17 protein-coding genes are annotated in these 21,148 nt (G+C 30.0%); 4 read left to right on the top strand and 13 right to left on the bottom strand.

Features of this window, described 5'->3' with window-relative positions; all coding sequences use genetic code 11:
• Nucleotides 1–58 precede the first annotated feature (58 nt).
• The 3 genes from carA to KGNDJEFE_RS01430 form a co-directional block, all read right to left on the bottom strand.
• Entirely contained in the window at nt 59–1,099 is a 1,041-nt protein-coding gene (gene carA, locus KGNDJEFE_RS01440) for a glutamine-hydrolyzing carbamoyl-phosphate synthase small subunit (protein ID WP_006441049.1), read from the bottom strand.
• A gap of 14 nt (nt 1,100–1,113) precedes the next feature.
• Nucleotides 1,114–1,830, bottom strand: coding sequence for an orotidine-5'-phosphate decarboxylase (gene pyrF / locus KGNDJEFE_RS01435; protein WP_040410715.1), 717 nt, complete (start codon nt 1,828–1,830; stop codon nt 1,114–1,116).
• Between the two features lie 375 nt (nt 1,831–2,205).
• Complete coding sequence (locus KGNDJEFE_RS01430) at nt 2,206–3,084, bottom strand: nitroreductase family protein (protein WP_006441047.1); 879 nt, start codon at nt 3,082–3,084, stop codon at nt 2,206–2,208.
• Between the two features lie 178 nt (nt 3,085–3,262).
• Between KGNDJEFE_RS01430 and KGNDJEFE_RS01425 the strand changes: the two genes are divergently transcribed.
• Complete coding sequence (locus tag KGNDJEFE_RS01425) at nt 3,263–4,492, top strand: aminopeptidase (protein ID WP_006441046.1); 1,230 nt, start codon at nt 3,263–3,265, stop codon at nt 4,490–4,492.
• Nucleotides 4,493–5,207: 715 nt separating this feature from the next.
• Here the strand turns inward: KGNDJEFE_RS01425 and KGNDJEFE_RS01420 are convergent.
• The 3 genes from KGNDJEFE_RS01420 to KGNDJEFE_RS01410 are packed head-to-tail and all read right to left on the bottom strand — an operon-like array spanning nt 5,208 to nt 8,791.
• The gene (locus KGNDJEFE_RS01420; RefSeq protein ID WP_006441045.1) at nt 5,208–7,598 is read right to left on the bottom strand and encodes a homocysteine S-methyltransferase family protein; all 2,391 of its coding nucleotides are present in this window, start codon (nt 7,596–7,598) and stop codon (nt 5,208–5,210) included.
• Nucleotides 7,588–8,325, bottom strand: a complete 738-nt coding sequence (locus KGNDJEFE_RS01415) for a vitamin B12 dependent-methionine synthase activation domain-containing protein (RefSeq protein ID WP_006441044.1) — start codon at nt 8,323–8,325, stop codon at nt 7,588–7,590. Before KGNDJEFE_RS01415 ends, KGNDJEFE_RS01420 begins: the two co-directional genes overlap by 11 nt.
• Nucleotides 8,326–8,335: 10 nt before the next feature.
• Complete coding sequence (locus KGNDJEFE_RS01410; RefSeq protein WP_006441043.1) at nt 8,336–8,791, bottom strand: S-ribosylhomocysteine lyase; 456 nt, start codon at nt 8,789–8,791, stop codon at nt 8,336–8,338.
• Nucleotides 8,792–9,146: 355 nt separating this feature from the next.
• Between KGNDJEFE_RS01410 and KGNDJEFE_RS01405 the strand changes: the two genes are divergently transcribed.
• A complete protein-coding gene (locus KGNDJEFE_RS01405) occupies nt 9,147–9,689 on the top strand; it encodes a shikimate kinase (protein ID WP_006441042.1) in 543 nt (180 codons plus the stop codon).
• 50 nt (nt 9,690–9,739) lie between these two features.
• Nucleotides 9,740–10,492, top strand: a complete 753-nt coding sequence (locus KGNDJEFE_RS01400) for a tRNA 2-thiocytidine(32) synthetase TtcA (protein WP_006441041.1) — start codon at nt 9,740–9,742, stop codon at nt 10,490–10,492.
• A gap of 160 nt (nt 10,493–10,652) precedes the next feature.
• On the opposite strand, the gene KGNDJEFE_RS01395 is transcribed toward KGNDJEFE_RS01400, so the two are convergent.
• The 5 genes from KGNDJEFE_RS01395 to KGNDJEFE_RS01375 form a co-directional block, all read right to left on the bottom strand.
• A complete protein-coding gene (locus KGNDJEFE_RS01395) occupies nt 10,653–11,327 on the bottom strand; it encodes a hypothetical protein (protein ID WP_006441040.1) in 675 nt (224 codons plus the stop codon).
• Between the two features lie 224 nt (nt 11,328–11,551).
• The gene (locus KGNDJEFE_RS01390; RefSeq protein WP_006441039.1) at nt 11,552–14,152 is read right to left on the bottom strand and encodes an ABC transporter permease; all 2,601 of its coding nucleotides are present in this window, start codon (nt 14,150–14,152) and stop codon (nt 11,552–11,554) included.
• Between the two features lie 156 nt (nt 14,153–14,308).
• On the bottom strand, nt 14,309–16,801 hold the full coding sequence (locus KGNDJEFE_RS01385; protein ID WP_006441038.1) for an ABC transporter permease: 2,493 nt from the start codon (nt 16,799–16,801) through the stop codon (nt 14,309–14,311).
• A 153-nt stretch (nt 16,802–16,954) separates the two neighbouring features.
• Nucleotides 16,955–18,217 carry a GHKL domain-containing protein gene (locus KGNDJEFE_RS01380; RefSeq protein ID WP_040410714.1) on the bottom strand — a complete coding sequence of 421 codons (1,263 nt, stop codon included), beginning with the start codon at nt 18,215–18,217 and terminating at the stop codon, nt 16,955–16,957.
• Nucleotides 18,218–18,328: 111 nt separating this feature from the next.
• Nucleotides 18,329–19,057, bottom strand: a complete 729-nt coding sequence (locus tag KGNDJEFE_RS01375; RefSeq protein ID WP_006441036.1) for a LytR/AlgR family response regulator transcription factor — start codon at nt 19,055–19,057, stop codon at nt 18,329–18,331.
• Between the two features lie 250 nt (nt 19,058–19,307).
• Between KGNDJEFE_RS01375 and KGNDJEFE_RS01370 the strand changes: the two genes are divergently transcribed.
• Nucleotides 19,308–19,700, top strand: coding sequence for a hypothetical protein (locus KGNDJEFE_RS01370; RefSeq protein WP_006441035.1), 393 nt, complete (start codon nt 19,308–19,310; stop codon nt 19,698–19,700).
• Nucleotides 19,701–19,816: 116 nt separating this feature from the next.
• Here the strand turns inward: KGNDJEFE_RS01370 and KGNDJEFE_RS01365 are convergent, their stop codons facing one another.
• A complete protein-coding gene (locus KGNDJEFE_RS01365; protein WP_006441034.1) occupies nt 19,817–20,860 on the bottom strand; it encodes a helix-turn-helix domain-containing protein in 1,044 nt (347 codons plus the stop codon).
• Nucleotides 20,861–20,884: 24 nt separating this feature from the next.
• Nucleotides 20,885–21,037 carry a hypothetical protein gene (locus tag KGNDJEFE_RS11670; RefSeq protein ID WP_006441033.1) on the bottom strand — a complete coding sequence of 51 codons (153 nt, stop codon included), beginning with the start codon at nt 21,035–21,037 and terminating at the stop codon, nt 20,885–20,887.
• Between the last annotated feature and the right edge of the window lie 111 nt (nt 21,038–21,148).

Raw genomic sequence — 21,148 nt, 5'->3', positions numbered from 1 at the left:
CTCCTTTAATCCGTTTTATTTTTCTTAATCTATATCGTTTCTATTATAATCGTCTATATTATAATGCAAGGAATTTACCGTATACGCATTCTTTGTCGTCTGTTGATGTGAATGCTGGTATAAACTGTACACTCATTATAGGAAGTTCTTTATGTTTTAAACCTTCTATAGATCCATCGTTAAGACTTGTATAAGTTACTTCTGTGTTTTCAGGCATTTCAGCTACATTGAATCCATGATGCTGAGTAGTTATTAATACTCTACCTGTTTCCATATTTTTAACTGGAACACTTGCTCCTCTGTGTCCAAATGGTAATTTATCTATTTTTCCACCAAGAGCTAAAGCTATAACCTGATGTCCTAGACCTATACCTACAAGTGGTTTAACACCTGCTATTTTTTTAGCTGCTTCAACTGCAAAGTCAGCATCTTCTGGATTTCCAGGTCCATTTGATAATAATACAACGTCTGGATTTACGCTAAGTATTTTTTCAGCTGGAGTAGTAGCTGGGAATATTGTTATATCGCATCCATATGCTTTAAGTGCTTCAACAACACTGTTTTTTACACCTAAATCTAATATAGCTACTCTTCTTCCTGTTCCATCTATTTTTTTAACATCTTTGCAAGTTACTTCTTTAACTGCATCTTTATTACAGTAAGAAGCAAATTTTTCTTTTAATTCTGCTTCGTCTTTATCTTCGTAAGCTATAACAGCTTTCATTGTTCCGTTAGCTGTTATCATTTTAGTAAGCGCTCTAGTATCTATACCTTCTATACCTACTATTTTATTCTGTTTCATATACATATCTAAGTCCATTTCACATCTGAAGTTGTTAGGACTATCGCATTTATTTCTAACTATAAGTGCTTTTGCATGCACTCCATTAGATTCTACATCCTCTAAGTTTATTCCATAGTTTCCTACTAGTGGATAAGTCATAACTACAAACTGTCCTCTGTATGTTGGGTCAGTAAGAAGTTCTTCATACCCTGCCATTGAAGTATTGAATACTACCTCTCCTACAGTTTCTTTTTCGTATCCAAAAGCCTTTCCTTCAAAAACTGTTCCGTTTTCTAATATTAATTTGCATTTCATATTGGATTTACCCCCTACGCATTTTCTATTTCTCTTACTATACTTTCAGCTGCTTCTTTAGGATTTTCAGCCTGTGTTATAGGTCTACCTACAACTATATATTTAGCTCCTCTTCTTATTGCATCTGAAGGAGTTACTACTCTTTTCTGATCCCCTATTTCTGCTGTTGCAGGTCTTATACCAGGGCAAACTGTGACAAAATCATCTCCACATATTTCAACTATCTTATCTACTTCTCTAGCTGAACAAACAACACCGTCTATTCCAGCCTTCTGAGCTAATTTTGCTCTCTTTATAACTAATTCTTCAGCAGTCATACTGCATCCGATATCCTGAAGGTCTTCGTTGCTTAATGAAGTAAGCACTGTTACACCTACTATTAGAGGTTTTTCTATATTTAATCTTTCAGCTTCTTCTTTAGCTATTTCAGCACACTGTCTCATTCCTTCCATGTCAGAAACGTGTATTGTCATTAGCCAAACATTATCTCTAACTGCTGCTTTTACCGCACTTTTCATAGTATTTGGTATATCGTGGAATTTTAAATCTAGGAATACTTTTTTCCCTTTTTCTTTTAAATAATCAAGAGTTTTACCTCTTGTAGCAACGTACTGTTCTAGACCAACTTTGAATATATCAACACTATCTTCTAATTTGTCTATCATTTCTTTTGCTTTTTCGAAATTGTCAGTGTCAATCGCCACTATCAGTTTTTCTTTCCCATTAACCATATCTATTATTCTCCTCTTCATTAGTTTTAACAAAGCCTCGTAATACACAAAAAATCCTTACACCACAAAAAGAGGCATAAGGATTTTATCTTTCCATAACAAAAAAACGCTATGAGATATCTTTCCCAGTCTCTCTGGACTAGCTTAAAAGACTTTATCATAAATATTTTTATTTCTTCTAATTTAATTATTTTAGTATTTATACCATTATAACCATTTAAGAGTTTATATGTCAATAACTTATTAATCCTCTTCTTCAATTAAGGTTTTTATTTTTTATGAAAAGTACATTACTCTTATATTATACATCGTTTTCCAATTAATTTGGATATTATTATGTTATTTATGGTAATTATTCCTATAAAAATTCTAATTTTACTCTTCATCATCTAAGTCATCAGCAACATAGTTTCTTGGTTCAGCTGATATAAAGTACTCTCTTCCACCAATTCTATTTCTTAAATTCATATCCTTGTAGACAACAGTCATCCCTCTTTCTCTACAAGCTAAATCAAAATGCTTTAGAGCAATTCCCATACTTATCTTACTCATATCTCTAAGAACTGCCTTTTTAGGAACTTTTTCAAAGAAATGAATTCCCTTTTTATCTCTTAGTACATACCAAGGCTGTGTATTTTTAACAGATGGTGCACGTCTTACAAGCTCCATAACATCTTCCCATTCGCCTTTCATACCTTTAGATATCTTAGAAATATCTTTTCTATCTGGTATTGCAAATCTTGTTCTAAATAAAGGTTCAGATTTTATAGGCATACCAAATGCAATTATTATACATGGCTCCCCTATACTTTCATCTAATTCTGCATTTTTTATCATCTCAGCTACTTCAAAACCTTCATCCCTAACAAAATCTCTCTCGTCTTCTTCTGTCTTTAAGCAGTCTAAAATATCCGCTTTTGTAAGATGAGACTCAATCCAACAAGTAGCTATCCCAAGGCTAGTCATAAATAATACTACCTCTTCCATAGCATATCCAATATTTTGAAGATGGTCTTTCCCTCCATCAGATGTAACAACTATATAATGAGGTGCTTTTATCTTGCATTCTTTCCCCATAAGGAAGTGGATAAGATGTCCTTTATCTATAACATGAGCTTGAATATTTAAATCTTCATCTATATATGTTATATTGTCGCATGCTCTTTTAACATCTTCTATCAAATGATCTTTGAGTTTCTTATTTGAAAAGAACTCAGTTGTTTTTCTATAATAAATGGCTTCACATAATTCCATATTAAAAATTCCTCCTGAAAAAATCAAAAAAACTAATTATTCTATCATATACATTATAATTATTTTTCGTAATTTTGTATATAGCACAACTGAAGAATAACTCTTTTATATATCGCTTAAATTTTCAAAATGATATAATGAAAATATACAAAAATAAATTTGTTGGAGGTATAGAAAAATGAATTTTGAAAGAAATTTAGACAAATACGCTGAACTATCTATAAAAGTTGGAATGAACGTTCAGCCTGGAGAAACTCTTTTAGTTCGCTCACCTATAGATTGCGCTGATTTTGTAAGAAAAGCTGTCAAATATGCATATGAATGTGGTGCAAAACATGTATATGTAGAATGGAGCGACGACGAATGCTCTAAACTAACTTATAATATGGCTCCTGACGAATCATTTAATGAATATCCTCAGTGGCAGGCAGATAAATATACTCAGATAGCAAAAGAAGGTGGCTCTTTCTTAACAGTAGTAGCTCAGGACCCAGACCTTCTTAAAGGGGTTGACCCTCAGAGAATAGCAAACTTCCAGAAAGCTTCTGGAAAAGCTCTTAAAGAATGGAGATCTTATACATTAACAGATAGATGTAAATGGAGTATAGTTGCTTGTCCTTCTGTAAACTGGGCTAAAAAAGTATACCCTAATTGCTCTGAAGAAGAAGCAGTAGAAAAACTATGGGAAGGAATATTCCAGTGTACTAGAGCAGATTTAGAATCTCCTGTAGATGCTTGGAATGAACATATAGCAAATCTTAAAAAGAGAACTGACTTCTTAAACGAGTCAGATTTCAAAACATTAAAATACTCATCAGCTAAAACAAATCTTTCAATAGATTTACCAGAGGGACACATTTGGTTAAGTGGAGATGCAAAAGATCCAAATGGAGTATCTTTCGTACCAAATATACCAACAGAAGAAGTATACGGAATGCCTCACAAATTTGGCGTAAATGGTACTGTAGCTAGTACAAAACCATTAGTATTTGGCGGTAATGTAATAGATGATTTCACAATAACATTTGAAAACGGTAAAATAGTAGACTTTACAGCTGAAAAAGGATACGAAACTCTTAAAAACCTTATAGAAACTGATGAAGGTTCTCACTACATAGGTGAAGTCGCATTAGTTCCTTATAATTCACCAATATCAAATACAAATACAGTATTCTATACTACTCTATTTGATGAAAATGCATCTTGTCATTTAGCTATAGGTTCTGCTTACAGAAGCTGCATAGAAAATGGAAATGACTTAAAAGAAGAAGAATTAGATAAATTAGGAGTTAATGATAGTTTAACTCACGTAGATTTCATGGTAGGATCTGCAGACATGGACATAACTGGAATAACTAAAAACGGAGAAGAAATTGCCATATTCAAAAATGGAAACTGGGCATTTTAGTTAATCAAGGGTTATAGTTTGTAAAATAATAAAGAGATAGGAGGAGTTGTTTCTGCTCCAGGCAATCAAGTTGCATTGTCGCTGGAAACAATCTCCTCCTATCTTTTTTACCGATTTTAAAATTATAACCATCGATTAATCTAAAATGTTGGAAAAGTAAGTAAAATGTGTAAAAGTTATCCACTTTTGTACAAGTTGATACACATTTTGTTTATATCTTTAAGATAAAAATTAAAAATATCTTCTATTCTAGAAAATATTTCTGTTTTGTGGATATTTATCTCTGTTAATTATGTGGATAAGTGGATAACTATCCCTGCCGTATTTTTCAACTTATTCGCAAATAAGTGGAAAAATGTATTGTTTCCAGTGACAACCTACAGGCGCAATCTTCATTTTAAAATCTTTAGTTAAAAGATTGCGCCAAAGCTTGGAACGGAAACAATATTTCTTTCACTTTTCGAGTATAAGTTGAACGCTATTTAGCAATTTTCTGCTTAAATTAAGAACATAAATAAAAAACACCGTATGGTTTCGCTAATCCCATACGGTGTTTTTTATTGTTGACGATAGATTGATAAAATATTTCCATCTAAATCACAAATATCCACTCGCTACTTTGGATAATTGAGACTTTTCTCTTGGTTATATTATATACAAAATATACATCTTAGTATACACTAAATCCGAAGATTTTTAAACAGTTTTTTTAATTTTATAAGATAATTTTTGCTATTTCGACTGCAGACTTAGCATCTTTTGCGTAAAAATCAGCTCCTATTTCAGATGCATAGTCCTCTGTAAGCACTGCACCACCAACAAAAATCTTTACCTCGGGCATTTTTTCTTTTAATGCTTTTATAGTTTCTTCCATACTTTTTACAGTTGTAGTCATAAGTGCACTAAGTCCTACAAGTTTTATATTTTCTTCAACAGCTTTTTCCACAACTTTATCCACAGGAACATCTCTTCCTAAGTCGATAATTTCGTATCCGTAGTTTTCAAGCATTATTTTTACAATATTTTTACCTATATCGTGGATATCCCCTTCAACTGTAGCTAGGATAATCTTTCCTTTTGATACATCTTCTTTTTTATCTCCATTCTTACTGATTAAATTTTCTTTAATAACAGTAAGTGATGCCTTAACAGCTTCTGCAGATTGAATCATCTGTGGAAGGAATATTTCCCCTTTTTCAAATTTTTTCCCGACAACATCAAGTGCAGGAATTAATATCTCATCTAAAATATAATTCTCATCAGTATCCTTTAACATCTCTATTGTTTTACTTTTAGCCTCATCTTTAATTCCTTTTTCTACAAGATCAAATAAAGACATCTCTGAAGAACTAGTAGATGATTTTACATCTTTTTTATTGTCTACATCGCTATATCTTTCAACAAATTTTGTACATCCCTTGTCTATATTTCTAATAACCTTGTATGAAGTTATAGCTTCCATCATTCTTTCATTATTAGGATTTATAATGGCTAAATCAAGACCAGCATCTAAAGCTAAAGTTAAAAATGCAGAGTTTACTGCCTGTCTATTTGGAAGTCCAAACGAAATATTAGAAACCCCAAGAGTTGTATGCACTCCTAGTTTTTTAACTTCTTTCATAGCTTTTAAAGTTTCATACGCTGCTTCTTGCTGAGCCGAAACTGTAAGAGATAGACAATCTATATAAATATCCTCTCTTCTAATTCCAAATTCCTCAGCCCTTTTTATAATATTCTTAGCAATCTCCACTCTTTCCTCAGCTTTTTCAGGAATTCCTCTCTCATCAAGAGTAAGACCTACAACACAGGCTCCGTATTTTTTAACTAGAGGAAGAATAGCTTCTAGTGATTCGTCCTTTCCATTTACTGAGTTTACTATTGTTCTACCATTGCAATATCTAAGCCCAGCCTCTAAAGATTCAACAACTGATGAATCTATCTGAACAGGTGTATCTGTAACAGACTGCACCTCTTTTAAAATATCTACCATAGCTTTTCTTTCATCGATTCCAGGAAGTCCAGTATTTATCTCTAAAATATCTGCACCGCCATTTACCTGCTCTATAGCAAGTCTAACTGCGTAATCAGTATTTCCTGATTTTAAAGCTTCTTTAAATGCTTTTCTCCCAGTTGGATTTATTCTCTCTCCAACAACTCTAGGCTCATCAATTCTCACAACCTTAGATGGAGAACAAACCGCACTTACATATTCATTGTTTTTATCTCCAATTTCTACATTAGATAGATTATCAGAAATCTTCTTTATATATGAAGGATCTGTACCACAACATCCACCTATTATACTAGCTCCTGCCTCGATAAATTTCTTAACACCTTCCCAATACTCATCAGGACCTATATCATAAGTAGCCTGTCCATCGTGCATTGAAGGAAGTCCAGCATTTGCCTGTACCATAACAGGAATTTGTGCAACACTGCAAATCTTCTCAACTATTGGTAATAGCTGCACAGGACCAAGTGAACAGTTTACACCTATTGCATCTACTCCAAGTCCACCTATAGTATAGACCATACTTTCTGGAAGACATCCTGTAAAACTTCTTCCATCTTCATCAAATGTCATAGTTGCAAAAACTGGTAAATCAGAATTTTCCTTAGCTGCAAGGACAGCAGCTTTTATCTCAAGTAAATCCATCATTGTTTCAATTACTATAACATCTACTCCAGCTTTTACACCCCGCACAACCTCTCTTTTAAAAATCTCATATGCTCTATCAAAGCTCAAAGTCCCCATTGGCTCAAGCATCTCACCTATTGGACCAATATCTAATGCTACAAATTTTTCCTTATCTGAGCTAGACTCTTCTATTGCCTCTCTTGCTGTTTTAACGGCGTTATCTATTATCATCTCAACAGTATATCCTTCTGGAAGCTTTAGCTCATTACATCCAAAAGTACAAGTAAGAACTGTGTTCGTCCCAGCATCTAAATACTGTCTATGTATATCTCTTAAAATATCTGGATTTTTATATGCAAAAATCTCAGGATTTTCTCCCATTTTTAGTCCATTTCTCTGAAGCATAGTTCCCATTGCTCCATCAAACATTAAAACTTTTCCTGTCTTTAAATAATCTCTAATTTCCATAGCAAGCTCCCCCGCTTTCCCTTCTGTATATACAGTTGTTGTAGTTTGGGCACTCTAAACAACTTTTTTTACCTTTTTTAACTTTATTGTATTTATCAATATCATCATCTTTACTTGAATCATATATTCCAATAATTGCACTAACTGACTTTCTTGGAATCATAAGTCCGCTACTGCTTGTAGTAAGTCCTATTTTTTTCTGAGACTGCAGAATATTCAGAATTTCCTTTCCACACTCTAGTGGTAAGTCACCATATCCTGGACTATATCTCATAGTTATATATTTCCCAGATTTTTTAACTTCTTTTTCAATTATTTCCTGAACATAATCACAAGTCCGCTCTACAAATGTTGTAGCAGCAGAGTCCATTATTATACTTTTTGCAAGGTTTACATATTCAGCTTTTCTAGTTTCCATTTCTACCTTAGTTCCAATAGTGGCTGCAAAGAGAATACATTCATCGCAACCTCTAAGAAGTTTTGAAATATCTTTACTTTTTAAAACTAAATTTGTTCCCTCTACTTCAATTCTATCTTCAAAAAATTTAAGTGGATATCTTTCGTATACCGCTCTAGGAGTTATTATGGATCTAGTTTGCTCAATTGCTAAATCTATCTTCTCTGAAAAACTACTCTCTATCTCTTGGCCTTTATACCGGAGATATCTAAGAACTTCGGCTTTTTCAATAGATATCTCCGTATTTTTTAAATTCTTTACAATGCTCAATAGCTTAATCCTATTCTCCGTATATGTTTAAAGAGAATCCTTCATCTAAAGCTTTTTTAGCATATTCTTTTGCACCAAATAGAGATAAATCTCTGTAGTTTCCACATTCTACTGCTGTTGCAGCTGGTATTTCATCTGTAGTTAGTACCATTTCAAGAGCTTTTTCTAAACCTTCTTTAACGTATGCAGGTTCAACATCTCCCCACATTATTAGATAATAACCAGTTCTGCATCCCATTGGAGATAAGTCTATTATATCGTCCATAGTTTCTCTTAAATATGTAGCTAAAAGATGTTCTAATCCATGAAGTGCAGCTGTACCAAATGCTTCCACATTAGGCTGTAAAAATCTTAAGTCAAATTTTGTAACTTTGTCTCCGTTTTTACCGTCTAATACGCAACATTTTCTAACATAAGGTGCTTTAACTTTTGTGTGATCTAGTTTGAAGCTTTCTACTTTTTCCATTTCCTAATCCTCCTAAAAAATTTATCTTACAATTAAAAAGCTCTTCTTATCAAATCGACAAGAAGAGCAATCTTTTCATTCTATCTTATCGATGTCAGCAGGACCACCTTTAAATTTAGGTTGGTATCGGGATACGAGCTGACCCTCTGCCCCGATTCTTGATAAGTTTATTAAACTGATTTTTATTATATATTATATCCACTAAAATGTAAAGCAAGTTACATTTCTATTTTATATCTCATTTGTGTTTATCACTTATATTCCAAATTTGAATAAATTATATTTAATTAACTTCGATTCTATGGTATATTTAACTAGCTATATTAAAAAATCGATACGAGGAATGTGATATAAAATGGAAAAAGGAAAATTAGAAAGTTACAATATAGTATTTGCTGGATTTATGGGAGTCGGAAAGACAACTGTATCTTCACATCTTGCAAAATTGTTAAATAGAGAAGTAATTGAAACTGATACATATATAGTAGAAAAAGCGAGTATGGATATTCCATCTATTTTTGATAAATTTGGAGAAAACCACTTTAGAGATTTAGAATCTGAGTCAGTTGCAGAAATTTCTAAAAAACGTGGGGTTATTATATCTTGCGGTGGTGGAGCCGTTATTAGAGAAAAAAATGTTTTAGAATTAAAGGAAAGTGGTATAATAATCAGATTGACAGCTACTCCAAATACAGTACTTCAGAGAGTAAAGGATTCAAATGAAAGACCTATTCTAAATGGACATATGAATACTGAGTTTATCGCATCTTTAATGGAAAAAAGAGATAATTTCTACTCAAATGCAGCAGATATAACAATATCTACTGACGGAAAAACTGTAGATGAAGTTGCAAAAGAATGTATAGAAAAATCTGTATCATTTATAGAAAGTAAATAATTTTTAGTACAAATCATAAATTAAATTTTAGATAAGAGGACGGTGAAATAATGGCAAAAAATACATTACAAAATCTTTTAAGTAAATCAAGAAAAGCAATTCAGGACTTTAATCTTATACAGGATGGAGATAAGATAGCTATTGGATTATCAGGTGGTAAGGACAGTATGGCACTTCTTCACGTACTTAGTACATATAGAAGATTTTCTCCAGAAAAATTTGAACTAATGGCAATCTGCCTTCAGATGGGTGGCGCTGATAACTCATCACTTCATGAGTTATGTAAAGAATTAGATGTAGAATTCCACGAAATTCCTACAGATATAAAAGAAGTCGTTTTCGATGTTAGACAGGAAAAAAATCCATGCTCTCTTTGTGCAAAGATGAGAAGAGGTGCATTAAATGACTACGCAGTAAAATTTGGCTGCAACAAGGTCGCACTTGGTCATCATAAAGATGATGCCCTTGAAACATTCCTTATGTCTATGTTCTATGAAGGTAGAGTGAGTACATTCTCTCCAAAATCATACCTAGATAGAACAGGACTTACAGTTATCAGACCAATGGTCTATGTTGAAGAGTATTTAATCAAGAAAACTGCTGAAGAAATGGATTTCAAGATAGTTAAAAATCCTTGTCCAGCAGATGGTAATACTAAGAGACAATATATAAAAGAGCTTATAGCTAGACTTCAGGATGAGATGCCTGACTTTAAAAAGAATATGTTTATAGCAATGAACAATCCAGAACAGTGTTTCTTATGGGACAAAGAGAAACTAAAAGATGTTCATTTCAGTAGATAAATAAGAGGGGTAGGGAATAACTGCTATCCGCTCCACGGTTCCGACGCATCATAAAACATTTAAAGTTATGCGTCTCCAAGTGTCGCGGTATATCAGTTATTTCCATACCCCTTTAAATTTACATACTAATAAAAATCATTAATATAATAGCCTTTATAAATTAATCTATTCTTTCTATAGTAACCCCGCCTTTTTCTTTTGGGTTATTCATTTTTATTAGGTATCTTCCTTCTGCGCCGTTTACTACTTTGTTAGATATTGTTATTTCTTTAGCTTCATCTCTGTTTCCATTTTTGTATACTATTACTTTTGTGTCTTCACCGTTTTTTATTATCATTTCAGCCTGATCATTTTTTTCTAGTTCCATTATTCCCATAGCTTTTTCTACAATTTTTACTGCAGCTTTAGGCATATTTTCTTCGCTAAATACAGCATAACCATCTGAAACAGTTTCTTCTTCTCGTTTTATTCTTTCTACTGTAACTTCTCCTACAGCTTTTTCTCCTTCTACACTAACCTCATATATTCCATCCTCTGGCGCTTTAATTTCAAAAGATGATGTCCGTAAATTTTCCCCTTCGTATAGAGTTTCTCCGTCATCTTTTTTCACTATATCCATATTTAAAGTCCCACCGTCGTTTACAACATCTACTTCCAAAGTATCTCCTTTTTGCAATTTCAAATCCTGAGAGTCAGATCCGTTGAACATTTCATACTCTAAAATAAATTCTGAGTCATTGCCTGTTCTTTCACCGTCAAACTTTACATTACTTTTACAAGCTGTAGTTGAAAGCGCTGTTGCTATAATTAGTCCTGATATAAATACTTTTCTCATATTTAAGTCCTCCACAAAAGAATAATTTCTTATCTTGTAATTTAGTGTTTCTTCTTACTTTATATGATAATGCCTAATATCCTTATTTTCAATTAAAGTAATCTTAACTATCTCTTAATTTTTTCTAAAGTTTTTTATTTTAATAACTAAATTATTAATATAGTTTATATATAAAAAAGCAAGAGCAATAGCCAAATAATAGGTTATTCTCTTGCTTTTATTTTTTATTCAGTTCTCTCAATAGATTCTACAATAGAGATATTTCTCATCTCAACAAAAGGCAGATAAGAAACCAATGCTCCCAATACAACATTCATTAAAAATACTCCTGCAAATGTAATTGGATTGACCAAGAATTTTGGAGAAATCAAGAATTCTGCCATAGGACTATATATTCCCCAACATACTATCAGTGCGACAATTACTGAAATCACACCAGAATACAATCCATACATCAATCCTTCAGATAACACAATTTTTCTAAACATCTTATTATCTGCACCAACGGCTCTGATTATTCCAAACTCAGCTCTTCTCGAAACCATGCTATACTTGATATTATTCACTATATTTATAATACTGATTAAGAATAATATCCCTATAATCGCATTTATAAACATTTGCTTGTTTTCTTCCATAGCAGCTAGTGTCATTCTTTCCTCTGTTAAATCAGAAAATACATTTCCACTAGTTCTATTCGCTATAGCAAAGATTTGTTTTGCTACCTTTTCTCTATTTGCATCGTCTTTCATTTCTATATTTACAATCTGTGCATTTTTGTACCCAGAGAATTTTTCAAACTGCTTATTTGATAAAACTAAGTGCACAGAATCTGTATCTGGATAATACGCAGAATAATCCACAAGTTCATTTACAATACCCACAATTTTAAACTCTTTTGTGATATATTTCCCACCTGTGTCAGTCATTTTAAAATATTCCTCACTAGAAATACCATCTTCTCTAAAAGTAACCTTCAATTTATCCCCAATATCTACACCTACTGTGTACTTTCCATTATTCTTTGGAACCATTGCAATGGCTACTTCTTCATTGTTCATCTCTTTTAAATTCACATTCCCTTTAGCCAAAAGTTTATCCAATTTTTTAAGAAGAGTATTATTATATCCATATACACTAGATTTTAAAATCTTATCCCCATTTCCACAATCTACTAACAAGCCACCAAGAACATCTTTATTGTACGGCTCTTTATTTTTCTCTTTAAAATATTCCTTATCTAAAATCTGATTCTCTTTTAAAAACATCCTAGCATATAGACCTCTTATTTCATCGACATTTTCAACACCTTTTATACTTCTAATATCCTCTATATCCTTAGCCGAATATCCTGCATACATAGGTTTTGTCGGTTTCATACTTATCTTGAAATCTGTATTCACCCTTGATACCTCGTCTAGCTTCTTCTGCTGATCTTTCATCAAATCTGAGTAGAATGAAGAAGCTAAAAACATCACACTTCCAAGACACATAGAAATAAGAGTAATTGCAAATCCACTCTTGTTTCTAAGTACATTTTTCATAGCCATCTTTATCTCAATTGGGATAATTTTACTATAAGAAAGGCTATTATTTTTTCTTTTTCTACTCATTTTGTGATTTCTTTTCTTATCCACAGAAGATTTTATATTTCCTCTAATCTCATCAATTGGGGAAATTCTCTTTATTTTCCAAGCCAAAAGAACTACTATAAATACAATTATCAACAGAGATACAACCCCTGCAAATACCATTATTTCAATAGGTACGCTAATTGTCGACAATTCCACAGCAATTTCGGTAAATACATTTCCTGAAACCTTTTTAAGCAATACCGCTACTAAATATCCAACAGCTACACCTATTGGAAGGGAAACTAGCCATATTAAAAGAAGCTCTGTCAAAAGTAATTTGACTATATCTGATAATTTTCCACCTATTGCCCTAATCACACCGTACTCAGAAATTCTCTGTATTATAGATATGTTGAATACTCCGTATACAACTATTGCAAGTACAATAGCTGCTGCAATTGCCGAATAGATTAAGTTATAATCAATTTCTTCAAGCTGCCCCATTGCCTCTAATAGCATCCCATTTATTCCTATATGTTCCTCATCTACTCCTAAAGCATTAGAAATTGTATAAATATTTTTTAAAATATTTTTATCATCCTTAAATCTTACATAAGCATCTGTTTTTTCATTGCTCTTTTTTAAATCTCTATTTAGGAATATTTCCATAATTCCAGAAGATTTTTCTCTGGCTCTGTCCTTCAAAACTCCAGATACTACAAAAGTTTCCTTTTTCTTTCTTCCAAATAAATCTACAGTTACCTTTTGTCCTACTTCTTCTTTTACTTCAAGATTATCTAAAACCCATTTCTCTATAACTACTTCATTTGTCTTTTTAGGAAAATTACCTTTTATAAGCTCAGTATTTTGAAGTTCTAATAGTTCTCTATTTACGCTGACAATATTCATTAAATCATCACTATCAGGAGTAGATGAATCATAGTATGTTAAAAGACCAAGCTTCGATATATTCGGATTATTATTCTTTTTTGATTTAGAATTATCTTCATTTAATCCATTGACCTTAATATTCTCAATATCTTCAACTTGAGTATCATTCAAATCTCCATATCTTACAAAATAACTTCCTAATTCGTATTCAGTCTGTTTGATATTTTGTTCCTTTGCACTAAACGAAAGAGATCCCACTCCAACAATAAGTGCTATCCCAAGAACAATGCCTATCCCTATAGAAATAGACCTATTTTTATATTTTTTAATATAAGATTTTCCTGCCTTAAAATACCACATAGAAAAACCACCTTTCTTCAGATTATTTATTATCTTTAAATTATCATCTAAGAAATTTTAAAACAATATAATCTGTTTGAATGGTGGTTTTTACTGTATAAAAGCTATCTTATTATAAAACTGTAAAACTTTATTTCTTCATCTAACTGATAGAAATTATTTTTTATCGTTTCTTATTATTCTAAAAGGTATGTATGTAGATAGTATTCCTATTGCAATGCTTACAATTACAACTACTATATATAGTTTCCAATTTATAAACCATGTTGGACTTATTAAAATTTTCTTAAAGTATTTATAATATAACAAATACTGTCCTGCAAGTGATAATAATACAACTAATATACTTGATACTATCGAATATACCAAACCTTCATAAATAACCATATTCTTTAACTTTTTATTTGAAAGTCCTATTGCTTTTAATGTATCAAATTCAGATTTTCTTGATACAAGATTGTAACTTATATTATTAAATATATTGAAGAAGCTCATTATTAGCAATATTAACGTCATACCATTTAAAATCATATTTTTATATGATATATTTTTCTGTAAATTTTTTACTTCTTTAGACAAATTTCTTAAATTACAACCCACATTATTTTTTGTAATTTTATACAATTCATCTTCTATATTTTTTATATTAGCATCTTCTTTACAATCTATATTTACGAATTTATATTTATCTACACCTGTTATTTCTGAAAATACCTTATCTGAAGCAATTACATCTATACCTTCTCTTGAGAAATATACATTTTGGTTATATATTCTAGAAACTATCCCAGATACTGTTAATTCTTTTTCTATATACTCTATATTATCTGGAAACTTAATACTTTCTTCAGAACTAAGCATATTCTTAGGTATTTTTATCTTTATTTTATCTCCAACATTTATATCTACAACTTTATGACCACTTCCTTCTTTAGGTATTTTTAAAATTACATTATTTCCACTATTTAGCTCTTTAATATTTATTTTGCCTTCTATTAAAAAATTATCCAATTCTTTTAAATTTTTATTATTATATCCATAAAAACTTCCTTTTGAAGAGTATCGTCCATTACTTTCTGTTTTCATTAATCCTTCATATTTTTTATTAGATATAAAATCTTCTACAAACTTGAAATACTCAGGAAATGTTATTTTATTTTTATCTATATTATATATTGAAATATAGTTAGTTTTATATGGTTCAACTGTTTTTACTCCGTCTATTCCTTCTATTTTTTTAAGTTCATCAGCTGAAATACCTTTACTATAATCTACAGATGTTTGCTCTATTTTAAAATCAGAATTTATGTTTGTATTTATTTCTAACGACAATCTTGTATCTTCACTCTTTAAAGTCATTACAAAATCAGAAAGTATAAACATTGTTCCACCTAAAGCTATAGATATAACTGTAACTACAAATGTTTTTTTATTTACAAGTATATTATTTATAGCTATTACTTTTTCTACTGATAACTTTTTACCAGCTTTTAAATTGAATATAGATTTTTTTATCTTATTTTTACTATTATTCTTATTTATAGAATCAATAATCGGTATTTTATTTATTTTTTTTGAAACTATATAGCATAGTATTATTATCATAAGTATTATAAATATCAAAGACATTATAATCGGATTTTTACTTATTACTATATTAGCTATTTCAAAACTATTTTCCGCTATTGTACTACAAACATATACTCCAATAGCTTTTGATCCTACAACTCCTATCAATATTCCTAATGGTAAACTTATTAATGAAAGTATTAATAATTCATAAAATGTAAGTTTAAAAATCTGACTTTTATTTCCGCCAATTGCTCTTAACATTCCATACTCAGATAATCTTTGTACTATTGATATATTGTAAATGCTATAAACTATAAATATTAAAAATAGAATCATTATAGAAAATAATATTAAAAGTTTGTTATCATATTTTTCACTTTTAGCAATACTATTAATTAGCATTGTATTTCTTCTTACATCTTCTTTTTTTATACTATTTTTTTTGATTATATTATTTATTGTGCTATTTATTCCTTCTTCTGTATCTTCATTTACTTTCATATAGAGATTTACTTCTTTATTAGGATATACTTTTGCAAAAAATTCCATAATTCCTATAGACTTTTCATAAACTCTATCTGATATTATACCGACTACTGTAAAAGTTTCTTTTTTCTTTTTTCCATTTAAATCTAAACTTATTTTTTCTCCAACTTCACCTTCTAAACCTAAGTTTTGTAGTACCCATTTTTCTGCTGCTATTTCATTAGTATTTTGTGGCATCCTACCTGATATTAATTTTGATTTAGAAATATTTAAATAATTTTTATTTATTCCTGTAATATTTAATAATTGACCTTTATAATTTGAACCATCTTGTGGTTGTTCTATTGCCGTATATTCGACATTTTTTTCTTTATCTATATTTTTTATCGTTTCTTTATCTATATTTTTTATTTTTAGATGATAATTCCCTAGCTCATATCGTAATCCTTCAATATCTGCTTTTTCTACATTTTCATTTATCACTCCTGCACCTAATATTATAGCTATACCTATTGATATACTTAAAATTATTGACAATGAGCGACTTAAATTTTTCTTAATATATTGAAATGCTAATTTAAAGTGTAACATAAGAAAACCACCTTTCTACAAATCATACAATAGTTATAAAATTACTTAGATTGTGTCTTTGATATAATCTTTATAAATTATATTCTTACCCTTAAATTATCATCTAAGAAATTTTTAAACAATATAATCTGTTTTAATGGTGGTTTTTACTGTCTAAACAGCAATTGGTATCATAATCCTTACCTTAAAGCTGCTTTCATCGTAATCTATTTTCATATCTCCGTTGTACTTTTCTACACAACTTCTTACATTATCTATACCTATTCCATGAATAGACTTATCTTTTTTACTAGTCAAAATCTTACTTCCGTCTTTTTTAATCTCATTTTCCTTTGAATTTTCTACAATTAAAAGGCTAAAATTATTTACTATACTATTGCTGATTTTTATATATCTATCGCTATGTTCCACGTGTAAACACGCCTCTATTGCATTATCTAAAAGATTTGATAAAATCGTACAAAAATCCGCCATATCTAAAAAATCATACCTAGAAAAATCTACCTTACACTCAAAGTTTATCCCATACTCATCACACATGCTCTTTTTATTCTTCAATATAGAATCCGATATTATATGTCCTGTGTTAAACTCATTTCTTACAGATTCATATTTTTTTAAACTTCCCTCTATCTTTTGTATATACTCACCTGCTAGTTCAGAGTTTCCAGATTTATATAGCTCATCTATACAAATTATATGATTTTTTATATCGTGGTACATTTCCCTAACTTTTTGATTTTCTCTACTCGATGCTATGTAGTTCTTAACCTCTTTATCTACACTTTCTCTAAGTATTTTATTTTCGTTCTTTATCTTATAGTCTTTTACTATACTCTTCATTGTCATAATAATAAAAATATCTGATATAAGAATCATAAATATTATTAAAATTCCATACTCTAAATGATTTCCAACTCCCATTATGACTATCGATATCATTTTAAAAATTGCTATTATGATAAATGTATTCAAAATCAACAATAGTACGATTGGAATACTTATTTTCTCATCATTTTTTCTAGCATTTATAATATACTCATATATAATGACAGAAAAAACAGTTATTAAAATTGATATTACTAATGACTCATAATCAGTTAACCATGTAGCTCTTGTATTTACTACTATTCCATTTTCGATTATTACATTAATCTTTGTTGATAATTTATCTGCTATTTCTTTAATAAATAATTCTACAATTGCAAAAAACGATATTGTTTTTATAAACAATCTTTTTTTAGGTGTACTGTAGTTAATAATAGCATAAATCATGTATATAGCTGTATTTATCAAAAATACAAAACTATTTTGATTTAAGTATTCATAAAGTAAATACTGTAATAAAAATGTTATTACAAAAATACTTATCCAACCAAAAGCCTTAGATTTTTTTCTATCTTCAGTTAAATCCATATCCACTTTTAAAATTAGAAAATATATTACAAACTGAAAATAATTGTATATAATCCAAAAATTATGATGTCCTATATTAATCACCCCCACAGGATAATATTATTAACTACTTTATTTCATTACTTTTTCTATATAATCCATTACTCTTTCTTTCAACTCTTTTATCTTATCTCTGCTGATCATTACCTCATTTCCTGCAACTATAGCAGTTCTTCCTTTTATACTCTCAATCCTAGAAATATTTACAATATATCCTCTATGTACCCTAAAGAACGTCTCTCTATCTAGTTTTTCCTCCATACTTCCTATACTTTCATACACTCTGTACACATTTTTATCTATATGTACAAGAAGGTTTCTCCCATAAGTTTCTACAAAAAGTATACTCTCTGTAGGAACAACCACTGTCTTACCCGTATTCAAATCATTGATGACTATGCTGCTTTCTTTATTCTCATCAATTTCCTCTAAGCATTTACCAAAATGTTTACAAAAATCTTCATATCCTATTGGTTTTAGCAAATATCTAAATGCCTTAACCTCGTATCCATCAGCTAAAAAATCGGGAACTGCTGTGATAAATATTATCTGCAACTTTTTGTTCCACTCTCTAATTTTTCTAGCCACGTCCATTCCATTAATACCATCCATTTGAATATCTAAAAGAACTATATCCAAATTTTCTCTGTAGCTTTCATCTTTTTCAAATCTCTCTAAAAAACTCTCTCCATTCTCAAATTCTTCTACACTATACTTCTTTTGTTCTAAGAATTTTCCAAGAAACTCTTTTAATTTATCTCTATATATCTTTTCATCTTCACAAATTGCTATCGAAATCATTTCTATTCCTCAATTCTTCATAGTCTGTTTAATATAATAATATAATAAACAAAACTATCTTGCAAAACATATAAAAATTTAAAGTTAATTTACGCTATAATTTCTTTAAGTAACTTATTATTCAAAATAATAATAAATATGTATACTTAAAAATTATAGAAAAAGTTGCATATTTTTCTACTTTTGTTATACTGAATTAAACCAATGGTTTTATATATCTTAGGAAATTTTAATATTCGAGGTGATTATTATGACTAAAGATTCTAAGAATTTCAAATCGTTGTTTTTAAACATTTATGCTGCTATTTTCCCAATAATTATACTTTTCTTCTCATTCCTTTCTAAGAATGCGTTGGTAAAATATCAGCAAATGGAAGGTAATTCTTATATTTTCGTTGGGTTAGGGTACATGCTTTTCTTAATAGTATTTGTACTAGTTCTAACTACATTTAACAAGGATGTCAGTTTTATATCTGTAATAATAGGCATTCTTTTATCAGTTTTCTTTGCTACACCAAAATTCTTACCAGTTTCATTTATTAACCTATTTTATTCTAATATTTTTTTAGTGTTTAATAATATGATTGTAGCAATAGGAATGTATATAGCATATTTTATAAGTAAAAAAAGAAAATCTATATAGTATATTAATAAGATAATTTACATACAAAAGGACTTTCATTTAAACAACTTGTTTATCCGAAAGTCCTTTTATTTTTTATATTTTTACAGAATAAAAATAATCCCATCTTTGTAATTCTATATTTTTTCCTTTAAATCATTGTGCCAACTATATTTAATATATCCATCATTCTGCAGTCTTCCAACCACTATTCCACTAGCTATTCCTATTTTATGTGAAAATCCTTCAATTGCAATTTTACTAAAGTTGCCAGTTTTTACAAATAAATCGTAATCATCTTTAGGAATTAATATATCTCTTGCAAAGTCATCTGCTTCCTTTTCATCTTCTTCTGTTGTTCCATTAGTATTGTTAATATGACCTTTTATTATATGTCCCAATTCATGGAAAAGGCTGAACCAAAATATATCTGCATCCTTTCCTCTAGCTGTCATACCTATTATTATTTTTCTTTCTTCATAAAAAGTTGCTCCTTGTAAAAAGGATCCCATTAAGTTGGGTAGTATAACTAAAGCTATTCCACATTTACTAAGGACATCTGTAAGAATTTCTCCAACTTCAGTTGTTTTTCTCAATGTCAAATTCCTTATCTCTTCTATGCTATTTTCTAATTGCTTTATATTTATTGCCTCCACTTCTCTATCTCTGGCTTCTATTTTTGCCTTTTGTGCCATAGCTAAAAGGCAATAGTCACTCTTTTGAGTTATAGCTGTTCTTCTACATGCTATTTTATTTAATTGTGGATTACTTAAAATAGCAAGATTTGCAACTTCAAAATATTTTCTAAGTTCTATCACTTTTTCTGATTTTTCATCAACTTTTTCTATCCATCCATTCTTTACCATCTCATTATATGGAATTTTTTTAAGTATTTCAAAATCATTATCCATTTGATTTTCTTCTTTTATTTTTTCTATATCTTCTCTATATATTGCTTCAAGATTATTCCAAAATCTAGCTGGTATCCCCAAAACCATTTCCAATCTCATTGCAACTTCTGGTGTTAGTCTAACACTTCCTCGAATTAAATTACTTATATGTTTTTCAGACATTCCCATTCTAGCTGCAAATTCCTTTTGACTAAGCTCTCTATCTTCTAGCTGTTCTTTAATTGTTGCACCTGGTGGTATAGCTATTGTAGTTTTACTCTTTATTAACATCAAAATTACCTCCCCCTAACAAATTTAATGATAATCCACTATCTCTTTTATGCTTGCTATTTGAATTTCATCACCTTTCTTCTCAAAAATAAGCCTATATGGATGAACTAAATCAAGCGCATAATCAAAATTTGTACAAATTTTCTCTATCCCTTTATTCTTATATTCTACTTTCAATACATCACCTCATTTTGACTTTATTGATGTATTTTATATAGTTATTTTCAAGTCAATAATAACACAGTTATAATTAACCCGCAAGGTTAATTTTGTAATATTTAACAACTA

The sequence above is a fragment of the Peptacetobacter hiranonis genome (assembly GCF_008151785.1).
GTDB lineage: Bacteria > Bacillota > Clostridia > Peptostreptococcales > Peptostreptococcaceae > Peptacetobacter > Peptacetobacter hiranonis.
The sequence above is the reverse complement of the archived record's forward strand: the minus strand, read 5'-3'. Positions and strand labels throughout refer to the sequence as shown.

Bases quoted from the DNA above. Each gene is read 5' to 3' on its own strand.
- pyrF (WP_040410715.1), bottom strand. From the start codon at position 1,830: ATGGTTAATGGGAAAGAAAAACTGATAGTGGCGATTGACACTGACAAT.
- KGNDJEFE_RS01375 (WP_006441036.1), bottom strand. From the start codon at position 19,057: ATGATTTCGATAGCAATTTGTGAAGATGAAAAGATATATAGAGATAAA.
- KGNDJEFE_RS01425 (WP_006441046.1), top strand. From the start codon at position 3,263: ATGAATTTTGAAAGAAATTTAGACAAATACGCTGAACTATCTATAAAA.
- carA (WP_006441049.1), bottom strand. From the start codon at position 1,099: ATGAAATGCAAATTAATATTAGAAAACGGAACAGTTTTTGAAGGAAAG.
- KGNDJEFE_RS01410 (WP_006441043.1), bottom strand. From the start codon at position 8,791: ATGGAAAAAGTAGAAAGCTTCAAACTAGATCACACAAAAGTTAAAGCA.
- KGNDJEFE_RS01395 (WP_006441040.1), bottom strand. From the start codon at position 11,327: ATGAGAAAAGTATTTATATCAGGACTAATTATAGCAACAGCGCTTTCA.
- KGNDJEFE_RS01365 (WP_006441034.1), bottom strand. From the start codon at position 20,860: ATGTTAATAAAGAGTAAAACTACAATAGCTATACCACCAGGTGCAACA.
- KGNDJEFE_RS01390 (WP_006441039.1), bottom strand. From the start codon at position 14,152: ATGTGGTATTTTAAGGCAGGAAAATCTTATATTAAAAAATATAAAAAT.
- KGNDJEFE_RS01380 (WP_040410714.1), bottom strand. From the start codon at position 18,217: ATGGATTTAACTGAAGATAGAAAAAAATCTAAGGCTTTTGGTTGGATA.
- KGNDJEFE_RS01420 (WP_006441045.1), bottom strand. From the start codon at position 7,598: ATGGAAATTAGAGATTATTTAAAGACAGGAAAAGTTTTAATGTTTGAT.
- KGNDJEFE_RS01400 (WP_006441041.1), top strand. From the start codon at position 9,740: ATGGCAAAAAATACATTACAAAATCTTTTAAGTAAATCAAGAAAAGCA.
- KGNDJEFE_RS01370 (WP_006441035.1), top strand. From the start codon at position 19,308: ATGACTAAAGATTCTAAGAATTTCAAATCGTTGTTTTTAAACATTTAT.
- KGNDJEFE_RS01405 (WP_006441042.1), top strand. From the start codon at position 9,147: ATGGAAAAAGGAAAATTAGAAAGTTACAATATAGTATTTGCTGGATTT.
- KGNDJEFE_RS01430 (WP_006441047.1), bottom strand. From the start codon at position 3,084: ATGGAATTATGTGAAGCCATTTATTATAGAAAAACAACTGAGTTCTTT.
- KGNDJEFE_RS01385 (WP_006441038.1), bottom strand. From the start codon at position 16,801: ATGTTACACTTTAAATTAGCATTTCAATATATTAAGAAAAATTTAAGT.